The sequence below is a fragment of the Streptomyces lydicus genome (assembly GCF_004125265.1).
GTDB lineage: Bacteria > Actinomycetota > Actinomycetes > Streptomycetales > Streptomycetaceae > Streptomyces > Streptomyces lydicus_C.
Genome location: NZ_RDTE01000003.1, coordinates 4,633,307 through 4,647,333, shown reverse-complemented (window position 1 = coordinate 4,647,333; position 14,027 = coordinate 4,633,307). Strand labels below are relative to the sequence as shown.

General features: G+C 72.9%; 16 protein-coding genes. 7 read left to right on the top strand and 9 right to left on the bottom strand.

Going from position 1 to position 14,027, the window contains the following annotated elements:
* Window positions 1-12: 12 nt before the first annotated feature.
* From D9V36_RS22770 to D9V36_RS22760, 3 genes are read right to left on the bottom strand one after another with little or no spacing between them, the layout of a single operon-like run.
* Window positions 13-222, bottom strand: coding sequence for a DUF397 domain-containing protein (locus tag D9V36_RS22770; RefSeq protein WP_129295412.1), 210 nt, complete (start codon window positions 220-222; stop codon window positions 13-15).
* Window positions 223-246: 24 nt separating this feature from the next.
* Complete coding sequence (locus D9V36_RS22765; protein WP_129295411.1) at window positions 247-456, bottom strand: DUF397 domain-containing protein; 210 nt, start codon at window positions 454-456, stop codon at window positions 247-249.
* A complete protein-coding gene (locus D9V36_RS22760) occupies window positions 453-1,277 on the bottom strand; it encodes a helix-turn-helix domain-containing protein (protein ID WP_129295410.1) in 825 nt (274 codons plus the stop codon). Before D9V36_RS22760 ends, D9V36_RS22765 begins: the two co-directional genes overlap by 4 nt.
* A 143-nt stretch (window positions 1,278-1,420) precedes the next feature.
* On the opposite strand from D9V36_RS22760, the gene D9V36_RS22755 reads away from it, so the two are divergent.
* The gene (locus tag D9V36_RS22755; protein WP_431357691.1) at window positions 1,421-1,654 is read left to right on the top strand and encodes a hypothetical protein; all 234 of its coding nucleotides are present in this window, start codon (window positions 1,421-1,423) and stop codon (window positions 1,652-1,654) included.
* Window positions 1,655-1,825: 171 nt separating this feature from the next.
* On the opposite strand, the gene D9V36_RS22750 is transcribed toward D9V36_RS22755, so the two are convergent.
* On the bottom strand, window positions 1,826-2,605 hold the full coding sequence (locus D9V36_RS22750; protein ID WP_129295409.1) for a cobalt-precorrin-6A reductase: 780 nt from the start codon (window positions 2,603-2,605) through the stop codon (window positions 1,826-1,828).
* Between the two features lie 17 nt (window positions 2,606-2,622).
* Between D9V36_RS22750 and D9V36_RS22745 the strand changes: the two genes are divergently transcribed.
* Window positions 2,623-3,852 carry a cobalt-precorrin-5B (C(1))-methyltransferase gene (locus tag D9V36_RS22745; RefSeq protein ID WP_129295408.1) on the top strand — a complete coding sequence of 410 codons (1,230 nt, stop codon included), beginning with the start codon at window positions 2,623-2,625 and terminating at the stop codon, window positions 3,850-3,852.
* A 77-nt stretch (window positions 3,853-3,929) separates the two neighbouring features.
* Here the strand turns inward: D9V36_RS22745 and D9V36_RS22740 are convergent, their stop codons facing one another.
* On the bottom strand, window positions 3,930-4,316 hold the full coding sequence (locus tag D9V36_RS22740; RefSeq protein WP_129295407.1) for a hypothetical protein: 387 nt from the start codon (window positions 4,314-4,316) through the stop codon (window positions 3,930-3,932).
* A 748-nt stretch (window positions 4,317-5,064) separates the two neighbouring features.
* Between D9V36_RS22740 and D9V36_RS22735 the strand changes: the two genes are divergently transcribed.
* Entirely contained in the window at window positions 5,065-5,295 is a 231-nt protein-coding gene (locus D9V36_RS22735; protein ID WP_129295406.1) for a bacteriocin, read from the top strand.
* 142 nt (window positions 5,296-5,437) lie between these two features.
* Here the strand turns inward: D9V36_RS22735 and cobM are convergent, their stop codons facing one another.
* The 3 genes from cobM to D9V36_RS22720 form a co-directional block, all read right to left on the bottom strand.
* Window positions 5,438-6,247 carry a precorrin-4 C(11)-methyltransferase gene (gene cobM / locus D9V36_RS22730; protein ID WP_129295405.1) on the bottom strand — a complete coding sequence of 270 codons (810 nt, stop codon included), beginning with the start codon at window positions 6,245-6,247 and terminating at the stop codon, window positions 5,438-5,440.
* Window positions 6,244-7,680 carry a precorrin-6Y C5,15-methyltransferase (decarboxylating) subunit CbiT gene (gene cbiT, locus D9V36_RS22725; protein ID WP_129295404.1) on the bottom strand — a complete coding sequence of 479 codons (1,437 nt, stop codon included), beginning with the start codon at window positions 7,678-7,680 and terminating at the stop codon, window positions 6,244-6,246. Before cbiT ends, cobM begins: the two co-directional genes overlap by 4 nt.
* Window positions 7,681-7,944: 264 nt before the next feature.
* The gene (locus D9V36_RS22720; RefSeq protein ID WP_241720986.1) at window positions 7,945-8,214 is read right to left on the bottom strand and encodes a hypothetical protein; all 270 of its coding nucleotides are present in this window, start codon (window positions 8,212-8,214) and stop codon (window positions 7,945-7,947) included.
* 226 nt (window positions 8,215-8,440) lie between these two features.
* Between D9V36_RS22720 and D9V36_RS22715 the strand changes: the two genes are divergently transcribed.
* The 3 genes from D9V36_RS22715 (at window position 8,441) to D9V36_RS22705 (ending at window position 11,620) form a co-directional block, all read left to right on the top strand.
* On the top strand, window positions 8,441-9,460 hold the full coding sequence (locus D9V36_RS22715) for a cation diffusion facilitator family transporter (RefSeq protein WP_129295403.1): 1,020 nt from the start codon (window positions 8,441-8,443) through the stop codon (window positions 9,458-9,460).
* Window positions 9,461-9,552: 92 nt separating this feature from the next.
* Complete coding sequence (locus D9V36_RS22710) at window positions 9,553-10,335, top strand: hypothetical protein (protein ID WP_241720985.1); 783 nt, start codon at window positions 9,553-9,555, stop codon at window positions 10,333-10,335.
* Window positions 10,336-10,633: 298 nt separating this feature from the next.
* Window positions 10,634-11,620 carry a hypothetical protein gene (locus D9V36_RS22705; protein WP_164993006.1) on the top strand — a complete coding sequence of 329 codons (987 nt, stop codon included), beginning with the start codon at window positions 10,634-10,636 and terminating at the stop codon, window positions 11,618-11,620.
* A gap of 7 nt (window positions 11,621-11,627) precedes the next feature.
* Here D9V36_RS22705 and D9V36_RS22700 read toward each other — a convergent pair whose 3' ends face one another.
* Window positions 11,628-12,524, bottom strand: coding sequence for an NADP-dependent oxidoreductase (locus D9V36_RS22700; protein WP_129295402.1), 897 nt, complete (start codon window positions 12,522-12,524; stop codon window positions 11,628-11,630).
* Window positions 12,525-12,825: 301 nt separating this feature from the next.
* Here D9V36_RS22700 and D9V36_RS22695 point away from each other — a divergent pair, with 301 nt between their 5' ends.
* On the top strand, window positions 12,826-13,983 hold the full coding sequence (locus D9V36_RS22695; protein ID WP_129295401.1) for a betaine/proline/choline family ABC transporter ATP-binding protein: 1,158 nt from the start codon (window positions 12,826-12,828) through the stop codon (window positions 13,981-13,983).
* The last annotated feature ends 44 nt before the right edge of the window (window positions 13,984-14,027 follow it).

The following is a 14,027-nucleotide window of genomic DNA, read 5'->3' as shown; positions in this document are numbered from 1 at the left end:
TCCCCTTAGTCGTCAGCTCAGATGCTCAGCCTTCACAATGGCTACGAACGCCGACCAGACAGCGGCCGGAAAGACCAGCACACCACCGGTCGGGGTCTTGCTGTCGCGTACGGGGACGGCCCCGGGGAGGCCGTCTGCAACCTCAACGCAGTTGTTGGCTCCACCGTCGCTGTAGCTGCTCTTACGCCACGCGATGGCGGCCGGGTTCAGGACCCTCTTCACGGCTGACCTGCCCTCCCGCTGTTCTCAGCTCAGATGCTCAGCCTTCACGGTGGCTATGAACGCCGACCAAGCCTCGGCCGGAAACAGCAGCACACCACCGGTCGGGTACTTGCTGTCACGGACCGGCACGGCACCAGGGAAACCGTCGGAAACCTCGACGCAGTTGTCGGCTCCGCCATCGCTGTAGCTGCTCTTGCGCCACACGGGCTCGACCAGGTCGCTCGCTGTCTTCATGGTCTGCTGTCCTCCACCAACTGCTCGATGAACGCTGCTGAATCAGACGGCGAGAGGGCCTCGTCGCGGAGCCGATCGTAGAACAGGCGATATTGCCCAACTTCTTCTGGCTCTTCGAACAGTTCGCCCGACCTGTTGCCTTCCAGGTAGGCAACAGCTCCACCGTCTGCCATCCACAAGAGCCAGAGCGAACCACCCATCAGGCTATGCACTCCAGCAGAGAACGGAAGCACCTGAACGGTCACGTGCGGCGACTTGGCGGCCTCCGAAATCCGTACCAGCTGGCCACGCCAGATGGCAGGGTCGCGCACCGGTCGCCGCAGCGCCGACTCATCGAGGATGACGCGCACATGCGGCGGCCGGTGACGCTGCAGCAACTCCTGCCTGCCCATTCGGGCAGCAACGTCCTCCTCGATCGAGTCGGGGCTTATGGGCGCGACCACCGACGACAGCACCACTCGTGCGAAGTCCTCGGTCTGCAGCAATCCAGGGATGGCACTCGCATACGTATGCAAGATCGTCGCCTTCGCCTCAAGCCTCATGAACTCCCGGTACTTGTCCTTGAAGGCATCCAGTCGCGCCAGCCCCCACAACCGCACCAGCAGCTCGCCCGTGCCGTAGACCCGGTCCAGGGCCTCCATGACCGGCCGCTTGGAGAGGCGTTCGCCGGTCTCCAGGCGGTGCAGGTAGGTGCGGTCGTAGTTGGTCTCTTCGGAGAGCTGGGCCAGTGACTTGCCGGACTCTTCCCTTAACCGCTGGAGTTCGCAGGCGAGGACCCAGCGGGCCGAGCCCTCGTACTCCTCGGAATTCTTTTCGACCATTCCCCCATCCCCTCGTTGTCCCGTGCCGACGGCAACGCCAACTCCCTGTTGGACGTGGCCCGTTGTGACGACTCTAGGACCGTGAAAGGGCTGTCGCAGCCCAGTCAGGACTCGAACCGAGAAGAAGAAAGAAGAAAGAGGAAATGGGAATGGGAATGGCGGAGCGCGGTCCGGCGGCCGGGAAGGTCAGGGACGCGGAGCAGGCGTGCGGCGAGCTGCGGACGGCGCTGAAGGGGGCGGGGATCACCCTTCCGTCGCTGGCCGTGGACGCGGTCTCGCTGGCGGATCACTTTCCGCGGCCGCTCGTGGAGCTCGGCCGGTGCACCCCGGAGGTGGCACGGCGGCTGGCGGACGTGGTGCGGGCGTCCGCGCCGTGAGCGCGGAGACGGAGACGGGGACGGGGACGGGGACGGAGGCGGACGAATCCGCGACCGCGAGTTCCCGCGACCCCGGCCGTGATGATGCGGACGCCCACCGGGATGACGGGCCGGCGGAATCGGCAAAACGCCGCGAAGAATTAGCGAAAAGGGTCCGCGAGGCCAATCACTTCAGTGTGAATTGGCCTCGCTGAAAAGGCGCCGGAGCCATTGCACGGCCTCGTCCGGATCCGCCGCCACCGGCACCTGCTCCGGCACGGCCGGGCGTCGTACGACCACCACGGGCAGCCCCGCCTCCCGCGCCGCCGTCAGCTTGGCGGCGGTCGCGGCGGCGCCGCTGTCCTTCGTCACCAGGACGTCGATGCGGTGGTCCCGGAGGAGCTGCCGTTCGCCGTCCAGGGTGAACGGGCCGCGGTCCAGGAGGGTCGTCATCCGGGGCGGGTGCGGGGGCTCGGGGGCGTCGACCGAGCGGACGAGGAACCAGAGGTCGGTGAGGTGGGCGAAGTGGGCGAGGCCCATGCGGCCGGTGGTGAGGAAGATGCGGGTGCCGAGGGCGGGGAGGGCGGCGGCGGCCTCGTCCAGGGAGGTGACCTGGTGCCAGGAGTCGCCGGGTCCCGGCACCCAGCCGGGCCTGCGGAGGGCGAGCAGGGGAACATGGGCGGTGGCGGCGGCCACGGCCGCGTTGTGACTGATCGTGTCGGCGAAAGGATGGGTGGCGTCGATGAGCGCGTCCACCGCGTGCTCCCGCAGCCAGCGGGCCTGGCCCTCGGGGCCGCCGAACCCGCCGATGCGGACCTCCCCGGCGGGCAGCCGCGGCGCGGCGACCCGGCCGGCGAGCGAGGTCGTCACACGCAGGGCCGGCTCCGCGGCCAGGGCGGCGGCCAGGCGGCGGGCCTCCGTCGTACCGCCGAGGATCAGTACGTGGCGTGGCGGGCGGGCTGCGTCGGGCATGGGATGTGGGTTCCTCCGTGGCTGAAGCGCAACCGCAGGGTACGGGGCATACGGGTACGGGCCGTACCGGGCCGCAGGGTACGGGCAAGGCCGCGGGCGGGCGCAGCGCGCAGCTCGCGCACACCGGGCTGCGGCACGGCTGGACGACCGGGGCCTGTGCGACGGCGGCGAGCACGGCCGCGTACACGGCGCTGCTGAGCGGCGAGTTTCCCGACCCGGTGGCGATCACCCTGCCGAAGGGGCAGACGCCGTCCTTCGCGCTGGCGGTGGAGGAGCTGACAGTGGCGGGGGCGGCGCCGGGGCGTACCGCCGCCATGGCGGGGGTGGTGAAGGACGCGGGCGACGACCCCGACGTGACCCACGGGGCGCTCGTGCGGGCCACCGTGCGGGCGCTGCCGCCCGGGTCGGGGGTCGTGTTCAAGGCCGGGCCCGGGGTCGGGACGGTGACCCGGCCCGGGCTGCCGCTGGATGTCGGCGAGCCGGCGGTCAATCCCGTACCGCGGCAGATGATGCGGGAGCATCTGGCCGAGGTCGCGGCGCGATACGGCGGTCCGGGGGCGGCGGCCGACGTCGAGGTGGAGATCTCCGTCGATCACGGGGAGGAGATCGCCCGCAGCACCTGGAATCCGCGGCTGGGGATCCTGGGCGGGCTGTCGATCCTGGGGACCACCGGGATCGTGGTGCCGTACTCCTGCTCGGCCTGGATCGACTCCATCCGGCGCGGTGTGGACGTGGCGCGGGCGGCGGGGCGGCGGCATGTGGCCGGGTGTACGGGATCGACGTCGGAGAAGGTCGCGGTCGCCCTGCACCACCTGCCCGAGGACGCGCTGCTGGACATGGGGGACTTCGCGGGGGCGGTGCTGAAGTACATCCGGCGCCATCCCGTGGAGCGGCTGACCATCTGCGGCGGGTTCGCCAAGCTGTCGAAGCTGGCGGCCGGGCATCTGGATCTGCACTCCGCGCGGTCCCAGGTCGACAAGGGGTTCCTGGCGGAACTCGCCCGGCGGGGCGGGGCGGACGAAGCACTGGCGCAGGCGGTGGCCGAGGCCAACACGGGCCTGGCGGCGCTGCAGTTGTGCGCCGCGGCGGGCGTCCCGCTGGGGGATCTGGTGGCGGCGACGGCGCGGGACGAGTCGCTGGCCGTGCTGCGGGGGGCGCCCGTCGCGGTCGATGTCATCTGCATCGACCGGGCGGGCATGGTGGTGGGGCGGGCGGAGCCGCGGGGACCGGGGGACGTCCGTCAGTGAGGCCGTCAGGGAGGCCGTCAGAGGCCGTCGGGGAGGCCCGGTCCGGTGAAGGGCTCCCCCCGCCTCCCCCGCACCCGTCAGGTACGCAGCCCGTACCGGCTGGCCACGCAGTCGTTGCCGCGGCCGGTGATCCTGCCCAGCGCCGTGCCGAGGGCACAGGAGGTCAGCTGCAGCGGGTTGTCGCGGAACCGCCCGTTGCGGTCGAAGCCGGCTTGCCCGCGGTCGTAGCGCTCTGCCGGACGGGTGTTCACCCGGAGCGGCCGGTCGTTCGTCCCGGCCGGCCGGTCGTGCATCCACGGCGAGCTGTCGGGCGTCCGTGCCGCGGTGTCGTGCGTCTGTGCCGGGGTGTCCGCCGCCGTCGACTGCGTGGTGTGGTCCCTGCCGTCGGCACCGGCGACGCTGCCGCCGAAGAGCGTCAGCAGGACGGCGGCGCCGACCGCACCGGCGGCCAGTCTGGTACGCATCGTGGCGCACTCCTTTGCTCGGGCCCCCCTTGGGCATCGCAGCTTCCTTACCGGCCCCCGGGAGCCGAGTAACGGACATTCACCCCTATGCGGTCGTATGGTCAGCCGGACGGGTCCGGGGAGGTCGGGTCCGACGGGGCCGGGCTCGGGTCCGGGGGCAGGGCCGAGGACCGGCAGTGGGTGGGCTGTGGGCGGGCAGCGGGCGGGTGGCGGGCGGGTTCCCGTAAACGGATGTGCCGCCTTTCGGTGCGGAATCTTCACCGAAAACCCAAAAATGAAAGCCGGAAAGCGGAAACTGAAAGCGCGACTGCGACCGCGACCGCGAGAGGCGGCGTTCACTCCCGGCGACCCAATGGGCATTTCGGGGCTTCGGCGTAAATTCATAACCTGCGTGACCGCCAGCATGACAATCCGCGCCACAACCCACACTGCGCGGAAAATGCAGACATCTCACGCCATCCCACTCGGCGGAGACTCCGTGCGCCCCATCAGGCGAGAATCGGACAAAGATGCACGTCAGGGCGATTGTGGAGCCGAATTTCGCTCCACTGAAAAACCGGCCGGAGAGTTGCCGTGAAACCCCTCTCCGTGATTGCATTTCGTGAACACGCGGACGCCATTATGCGCGTCATTCTCCCGGTGTCCGGTTTCCGGTGCCCGGTGCCAGGCGCCCGTGTTGCGGACGGATTGCGCCACAATTCGGCCTGCATTGGTTCAGAATCCACAGCATTGACGAAAAGGGCACACCATGCGCAACGACTTCACCCCCGCCGCCACGGAGATCTCCGACAGCGAGCTCGAGAACATCTCCGGTGGTCTCGTCGCCGGCGGCGCCAACACGGGTGCCGAGATCGCCGGTCACGGCGTCTCCGCGAACGTCGGCGGCTTCCTCGGCGCCGGCGCGTCGGTCTCCCCCGAGGGTGTCGGTGCGCAGGTCTCCGGCTCCGTCATGGGCGCGGTGCACACCACCAGCCTCTGAGGCGCAGGCACGTCACGCATCAGCGGGACGCACCGGAGCCCCGGGACGGAAGGTCCCGGGGCTCCGGTGCGTCTGCGTCTGTACCTGTGCCTGTCTGCGTCTGGTGCTCCGTCTGCGTCTGCGTCTGCGTCTGCCCTGATAGTCAGGGAGTGTCGGCAGGAGCGGGCACGACGTCCTGTGCACCGACCCCATCTGCCCCGCACCCGCCGTGCGGCCGCTCCCGGTCCGCCGAGTAGAGATGGCTGTCGCGGAACTGCTCGGCGCCCAGCGTGCGGCCGACCATGATGACGGCCGTACGGACCACGCCCGCGGCCTTCACCTGGCCTGCGATGTCGGCGAGGGTGCCGCGCAGGACCAGTTCGTCGGGGCGGGAGGCCATGGCGACGACGGCGGCCGGGCAGTCGGCTCCGTAGTGCGGCAGGAGTTCGTCGACGACCCGGTCGACATACATCGCGGCCAGGTGGAGGACCAGCAGCGCACCGCTGCGGCCGAGGGTGGCCAGGTCCTCGCCCTCGGGCATGGGGGTGGCGCGCTGGGCGACGCGGGTGAGGATGACGGTCTGGCCGACGGTGGGGACGGTCAGCTCGCGCCCCAGGGCGGCGGCGGCCGCGGCGAACGCGGGCACGCCCGGCACCACGTCGTACGGCACCCCGGCCGCGTCCAGCCTGCGCATCTGCTCGGCGACCGCGCTGAAGACGGACGGGTCGCCGGAGTGCAGCCGGGCGACGTCGTGGCCCTCCTCGTGGGCGCGGACCATCTCGGCGGTGATGGTGTCGAGGTCCAGCTGAGCGGTGTCGATGAGCCGGGCGCCGGGCGGGCACTCGGCAAGCAGCTCGCGCGGCACCAGGCTGCCCGCGTAGAGGCAGACCCCGCAGGAGGCGAGCGTACGGGCGCCGCGCACGGTGATCAGGTCGGCGGCACCGGGGCCCGCGCCGATGAAGTGGACGGTCATGGTTGCTCGGTCTCCTGGGGGCGGGAGGACGGGGACGGGGACGGGGAGGTGGCGGACGGCTTCACGGCCGGCCACGGCTTCACGGCCGACCACTGGGTGACCGGCATCGCCTGCCGCCAGCCCGTGAAGCCGCCGACCGGCACCGCATGGGCGACCGCGAGCCGGACCAGTTCGCCGCCGTACCGCCGGTGGCAGTCGGCGAGCAGCGCCTCGGACTCCAGCGTCACGGTGTTCGCGACGATCCGGCCGCCCGCGGGCAGCGCCTCCCAGCACTCGGCCAGCAGGCCGGGTGCGGTCAGCCCGCCGCCGATGAACACCGCGTCCGGCGTCGGCAGTCCGTCCAGGGCGGCGGGCGCGGAACCGTGGACGACACGCAGCGCCGGGACGCCGAGCGAGCGCGCGTTGCGGCCGATCCGCTCGGCCCGTACGGGGTCCCGCTCGACGCCGATGGCGCGGCAGGTGCGGTGCGCGCGCAGCCACTCGATGGCGATGGAGCCGGAGCCGCCGCCGATGTCCCACAGGAGTTCGCCGGGGGCGGGCGCCAGCGCGGCGAGGGTGGCGGCGCGGACATGGCGCTTGGTGAGCTGGCCGTCGTGCTCGTAGGCGGCGTCGGGGAGGCCGGGGACGGTGGACAGCGGCGGGGTGCCGGGCGCGCGGCGGCAGTCGAGGGCGATGACGTTGAGGGGGTCGGCGGGCGGGGCGTCCCAGCCGTCGGCGGTGCCCTCCACTGTGCGTTCGCGGGAGCCGCCCAGTTGCTCCAGCACCCGCATCCGGGTCGGGCCGAAGCCGTGGGCGCGCAGCAGGGCGGCGACCTCGGCGGGGGTGCCGGCGCCGGCGGACAGCACCAGCAGGCGGTGGCCGTCGTACAGCGCGCGGGCCAGATTCTCGGCGGGCCGCCCGACGAGCGTGACGACCTCGGTGTCCTCCAGCGGCCAGCCGAGGCGGGCGCAGGCGTAGGAGACGGAGGAGGGGTGGGGGAAGATCCGGAGCTGGGGAGGGTGGGGCAGTTGGGTCGGCTGGAGCTCCTGGAGCTGCTGGGGATTTGCCGGGGCAGCCACAGCCGTTTCCGTTTGCCCTGCCCCTTCCCGTCCCGCTGTCCCTTCCGCTTCCCCTGCCGCTTCCGCCAGCACCTCCGTCAGCGTCCGTCCGATCCCGTAGAACATCGGGTCGCCGCTGGCCAGCACGCACACCCGGCGCCCGGCGTGCGCGGCGAGCAGTCCGGGGACGGCGGGGCGCAGGGGGGAGGGCCACGGGACACGCTCACCGGTGCATTCGCCGGGCAGCAGCGCGAGCTGGCGGGGGCCGCCGATCAGCACCTCGGCCCGTTGCAGGGCCTGCCGGGAGGCGGTGGGCAGTCCGTCCCAGCCGTCGGCCCCGATGCCGACGACGGAGACGGGTTCAGGAGCGGCCGGGGCGGGTGGTGCGGGGCTCACTGCCGAGTACCTCAGAGGTCGGGAGGGGCCGGATCCGGGGAGCCCGTCGACGGCGAAGACGACGAAGGGGCACCGGTCCGGGGGACGGGAGCCGAACTTTACTGACCGGTCGCCTCACGCGGTCCCGCTGCCCCCCGGCAAGCCGTGCGGCAGCCGCCTGCCACCGGTCACCCCGCGCGACGGCCCCTACCCGCGGTCAACCCGCGCGAGGCCCCCTGCCCCGGCCAACCCGCGCTGCTGCCCCGTTCCCTCACCCCAGCACCCTCACCCCAGCACCACGAGCAGGAACTGCCACGCGAACAGGAACGCCGCACCAAAACCCACCCCGGCCGGCAGCCACTGCCAGACGCCGCGCGGGGAGTCGAAGCAGACCAGGTAGCCGAGCACGGCGACCACGCCGGTCAGGGCGCCCAGCCAGAAGGGGAGGCCGTCGTGGTACCCGTACAGGATCGCGACGGCGGCCAGCAGACCGAGTACCGCCAGGATCTGGCCCTTGCCGGGTGCGGGCCGCACGGTCTCGCCCGTAGCGCTCATAGCGCCGGATGCTACCCGGGCGCACCGGCCCCGGCGGCTTCCCACGCCAGCCGGGAGCGGACATCCGAATTCCGTTTCCCCGCCCCGCTCCCCTTCTCGTCCGCACCGCTCTGACCAGGCACGATAGGCCGTTCGACGGTAATGACAACGGTCACCGATGCAGCCTTTGGATCTTTTGCTGAAGTGCGGTTTGCTTCGCAGGAGGGAGCCAGGAAGGAGCGCGCCCATGACCGAGCACGCCCACAGCCACGGGCACAGCCACAGCCACGCCCACGGGGTCGCACCGGACGCCGACCGGCGCTGGCTGCGCAGTGCGCTCCTGCTGCTCACCGCCTACATGGCGGTCGAGGTCGTCATCGGTGTCCTGGCGCAGTCCCTGGCACTGATCTCGGACGCCGCTCATATGCTCACCGACGCGGTTTCGATCGTGCTGGCCCTGGTCGCGATGCGGCTGGCGGCGCGGCCCGCACGCGGTGGGTACACCTACGGCCTCAAGCGCGCCGAAATCCTCTCCGCACAGGCCAACGGCATCACCCTGCTGCTGCTGTCGGTCTGGCTGGCGTACGAGGCGGTCCAGCGGCTGATCTCGCCGCCCGAGGTCACCGGCGGGCTGGTGCTGGTCACCGCGCTGTCCGGGATCGTGGTGAACCTGATCTGCACCTGGCTGCTGTCCCGCGCCAACCGCTCCAGCCTGAACGTCGAGGGCGCCTACCAGCACATCCTCACCGACCTGTTCGGCTTCGTCGCCACCGCGCTCGCCGGTCTGATCGTGCTGACGACGGGCTTCGAGCGGGCGGATGCGATCGCCTCGCTGGTGGTCGTCGCGCTGATGCTGCGGGCCGGTACGGGGCTGGTGCGCGAATCCGGGCGGATCTTCATGGAGGCCGCACCGGCCGGTGTCGACCCGGACGCGCTGGGCGAGCGTCTGGTCGCCACGGAGGAGGTCGTCGAGGTGCACGACCTGCACATCTGGCTGATCACCTCCGGGCAGCCGGCGCTCTCGGCGCACATCCTGGTGGCGCCGGGCGGCGACTGCCACAAGGTCCGCCGCGGTCTGCAGGAGCTGCTGAGCGGCGAGTACGGCATCAGCCACGCCACCCTCCAGGTCGACCACGTCGGCGAACAGGGCTCGCCCGACGACGTGCTGACGCTGGGCCCGCGGCCCGGCGCCGACGCGGCGGAGGAGGCCGGCCATTGCGAGGACGCCCATGGTCCGGTGCACCGGTCGGGACCGCACCGGCGCTGAGCGGCGGGCCACCGCCCCTCACTCGGGTGAACCCGGCCCGGGAGAAGGCCGCCTGCCGCCGGTGACAGGGACCGCGATGCTCGGATGACGACATGAGAACCGCCGTTGTCTGCGCGCTGCTGTGCGCCGCCACGCTCCCCGGACCGTCCGCCGCCGCGTACGCCCCGCAGGCGCCGCCCGTCGGCGGTTATGCCGCACACGCACTGCCCGCCGCCGCGTACGCCCCGCAGGCACCGCCCGTCGTCGCGTACCTCCCACAGGCACCGCCCGCCGCCGGGTACGCCGCGCACGCACTGCCCGCTGCCGCGTACCTCCCGCACGCGCTGCCCGCCGCCGGGTACGCCCCGGCGCCCCCCGCCGTCTCGGTCACGGTGGCGGTGACCGACGGCCGGGACGACGCCGAGGCCGGCAAGCGGCTCGACTACCGCATCACCGTGCACAACCTGGGCCCCACCGCCGTCCGCCGGGCCCGCGTCGAGCAGGAGATGCCGGCCACCACGACCTCCGCCACCGCGCCCGGCGCCACCGTCGAAGGGCGCGGTGTGGGCCGGCAGAAGGTGATCTGGCGCTCCGATCTGCCCGCACACGACATCCAGGTGTTCACCGCCACGGCCGTGCTCGGCGACCGGGCCGACCGCACCGGCAGCGCCGCCCCCGGCACCCTGCGTGCCGCCGCCACGGTCTGTGTCTACGTGGACGAATCCTTCGCCCCCACGGCCTGCTCCGGCGACCTGGACGACCTGCCGGAGACGCATACGGACGCCGGGGCCGGCGGCGGCTGGGGATGGTGGGCGGCGGCCGCCGCGGCCGCCGCGCTGCTCGGGCCGGGAGTGGTGCGGGCGGTACGGCGGCGGCGCGGCGCGGTGGCACATTGAGCCCAGGTCCGCGCTGAGCCCACGGCCGCGCTGAGCCCACCGCCGCGCGCCGGGTCACCCGGGGCCGGGCCGGGGCCGCCCGCCGGGTCACCCGTTGGCACCGGCCCCGCTCGCGGGCGGCGGGGGTTCGCACTTGCCTGGAAGCAGGCCGCAGGGCGCGCCGCGGGGGACGTCCCGCGCCCGGCCGGTCCCTGGGTCCGCCGGCCGGAACTGCCGGGCCGGCACCGCGGTCTCCCGGGTCCGGCCGGTCCACGGGACGCGCCCTTCTCCGCCCGCCGGGCAGGAAGGACCAGACGCGATGTCAGCGAACGCTCCCCTGCGCCCCGGCGGGCGGGTGACGGAGCGGGAGCGGTCGCCGTGGCGGCGCGGGCGGGCGGTGGCCGGAGGGGTGCTGCTGCTGTGCGGGGCGTTGCTGCTGCCGATGAGTCTGGCGGCGGCCTGGGCGCGGGCCGAGCTGACCGAGACCGACAGCTATGTGGCGGCGGTGGCACCGCTGGCCCAGAACCCCGCCGTGCAGAACGCGGTCGTCGACGATGTGACGGACGGGGTGATGGCGCATGTCCGGCTCGACGGGCTGCTGGAGGCCGTACCGCGCGCCGAACGTCCCGCGCTGCGCAGGCACTTCACCCGCGGCCTGCGCCAGTTCGTGGCCACGCAGGTACGGCAGGTCGTCACCGGGCGCGGCTTTCCCGCGGTGTGGAACGGGGTGCACCGGACGGCCCACCGCAGCCTGGACGGCAGTCTGAGCGCGTCCGGCCGCTCCGCGGTCACCCTCGATCTCACACCCGTCGTGGAACGGGTCAAGCGCCAGCTGTCGCACAACGGCATGGGGCTGGACCTCCTGCGCAGGGTGCCGCGGGCCGGGGTGGAGATCGTGCTGCTGAAGGCACCGGACGTGCCACGGATCCGGGCCGTCTACCGGGTCGTGCGGACCGGGGCTCTGCTGTTGCCACCCGCCGCGGCGCTGTGCCTGACCGGCGGGCTGCTGCTGGCGCGGCAGCGGCGGCGGGCGCTGATCTGTACGGGACTGGGCTGCGCGGCGGCCGCCGCCCTGCTGGCCGCCGCGCTCTCGCTGGTCCGCGGCCGGGCGCTGGACGCGCTGCCCGCCGTGGTCTCCCGGCCCGCCGCGGGCGCCTACGCCGATGCGCTCGCCGGTCCGTTGCTCACCGGCGTCTGGCTGATCGCCGGCGCCGGCACGCTGACCGCGGCGCTGGCCGCGGCGGGTCCGCCGGCCGCCCGGACGCTGCGGGCCCGCCGGCTCGCCCGCGCCGCCGCCGGCCCCTGAGCTCCGCTCAGATCGCCAGGACCGTCTTGCCCTGTGCCCGGCCGCTGCGGCTGGCCTCCAAGGCCTCCGGCGCCTCCTCCAGCGAGACCTCGCGTCCCACGAGGACCGTCAGACGGCCCGCGTCGACCTGGCCGGCGAGGATCTCCAGCAACTGCGGGGAGGGGCGGTTGGCGAAGTTGAAGCCGCGCAGGTTGTTGTCGGTCAGCTCGTCGGCGTCGGCCGAACCGAGCAGCGAGACGGCCGTGCCGCCGTCGCGCACGGTCCGGGTCAGCTCGCGGAATTCGGCGGGCCCGCCGACCATGTCGATCAGCACGTCGACGCCGTCCGGATGGGCCGCGAGGACCTGGTCGGCGAGCGGGCCCGCGGCGTGGTCGACGGTCTCCGCGGCGCCCAGGGTCCGCATCAGCTCCGCCTTGGACGGGCGCGCGGTGGCGATCACCTCGGCGCCGCGGCCGGCCGCGAGCTGAGTGACGAAGGTGCCGACGCCGCCGGTGGCACCGACGAGCAGCACCCTGGTGCCCTCGGTGACCCGGGTCTCCTCGACCAGGTTGTACGCGGTCATGCCGGCCGTCGGCAGCCCCGCGGACGTGGCGTAGGTGACGCTCCGGGCGGCGTGCGCGAGGCGGCTCTCCTCGGCGACGGCGAGCTCGCAGTAGGAACCGCCGCCCTGCTCCGGCCGCTGGAACTGGCCGAACACCGCGTCGCCGACGGTGAATCGCCGTACGCCGCTTCCGATCGCAAGTACCTCGCCCGCCCCGTCCGCCCCCAGGACGAGGGGGAAGGCCGCCGGCACGGCGTCGCCGAACATGCCGTCGGCAAGCTTCCAGTCGACGGGGTTGAGTCCGGCGGCGGACAGCCGCACCAGAACCTCACCGGGCCCTGGTTCGGGCTGTGGAAGATCCATGAGCTGTGGCTTTTCACCGAATGCGCTGACTGCTACGGCTCTCATCGTGGCGTTCCCTTCCACCCTTCCGAACGGTGGCCGAAGGGGATCGTAAGCACGCCGGTGGGGCCGGACGCGGCAGGAGGAGAGGCGGTGCGGCGGAAGCAACTCGTACGGCCCCGCGCACCGGGGTTGTCCGGCCCCCCGTTCGACGGGATGCGGCCGCACGGCCGTCGGTCCGGCCGGTACGTCCCCGGCGCCGGCGGCCACCCGATTGCCCGTGTGACGGGTCCGTCCGCACCCCGCGGGATTCAATGGCGCAATGATCCGGTTCGAGTCCGTCACCAAGCGCTACCCCGACGGGACCACCGCCGTCGACGACCTCTCCTTCGAGGTCGGCGAGGGGGAGTTGGTGACGCTGGTCGGACCGTCCGGCTGCGGCAAGACGACGACCATGATGATGGTCAACCGGCTCATCGACCCCACCCACGGCCGGATCTCCGTCGACGGTGCGGACGTCGCCGGCGTCGACCCGGTCGCCCTGCGCCGCCGGATCGGCTATGTCATCCAAGAGACCGGTCTCTTCCCCCATCGCACCGTCCTCGACAACACCGCCACCGTGCCCTTTCTGACCGGCTGGAAGAAGGCCAGGGCCCGTGAGCGGGCCGCCGAACTCCTGGACCTGGTGGGCCTGGACCCGGCGGTCTACGGCTCGCGCTACCCCGACCAGCTCTCCGGCGGCCAGCGTCAGCGGGTCGGGGTGGCCCGTGCGCTCGCCGCCGACCCGCCGGTGCTGTTGATGGACGAGCCGTTCGGCGCGGTCGACCCGGTCGTCCGCGACCGGCTGCAGAAGGAGTTTCTGCGGCTGCAGGCCACCCTGCACAAGACGGTGCTGCTGGTCACCCATGACATCGAGGAGGCCATCCGGCTCGGCGACCGGATCGCGGTCTACGGGGAGGGCCGGATCGAGCAGTACGACACCCCCGCAAGCGTCCTCGGCGCCCCCGCCACCCCTGATGTCGCCGCATTCGTCGGCACCGACCGCGCGTTGAAGCAGCTCTCGGTCACCGGGATCGACCGCGGCGACCTCGAACGCCCGCCGCTGGTGCGGCTCGGCGAACCCGCCGCGGACGCCGGAAGACGGCTGCGGGCCGAGGGCGCCCGCTGGGCGGTGGTGCTCGACGAGGAGGGCGCACTGCACGGCTGGGCGGGCACCGAGGAGTTGGCCCAGGTGGCGGGCACGGTCGCCGGTCATGCCCGCCGGATGGAGGCCTGGGTGCCGGTGAGCAGCACGCTCAAGGCCGCCTTCAGCGAGATGCTGAAGCATGACGCCGGCTGGGTCGCGGTGCTGGACGGCCACCGTTTCCTGGGCGTCCTCACCCCGACCAAGCTCCATGAGGCGCTGCGCCGCACCATCGGCTCCGACGAGCAAGGGGTGCCGCGCGAGCGGGCCGAGGTGGATTCCGTTCCCACGGAGTGAGCGGGCGGGCGGGCTGTTTCACGTGAAACGGCCCGCCCGGGCAG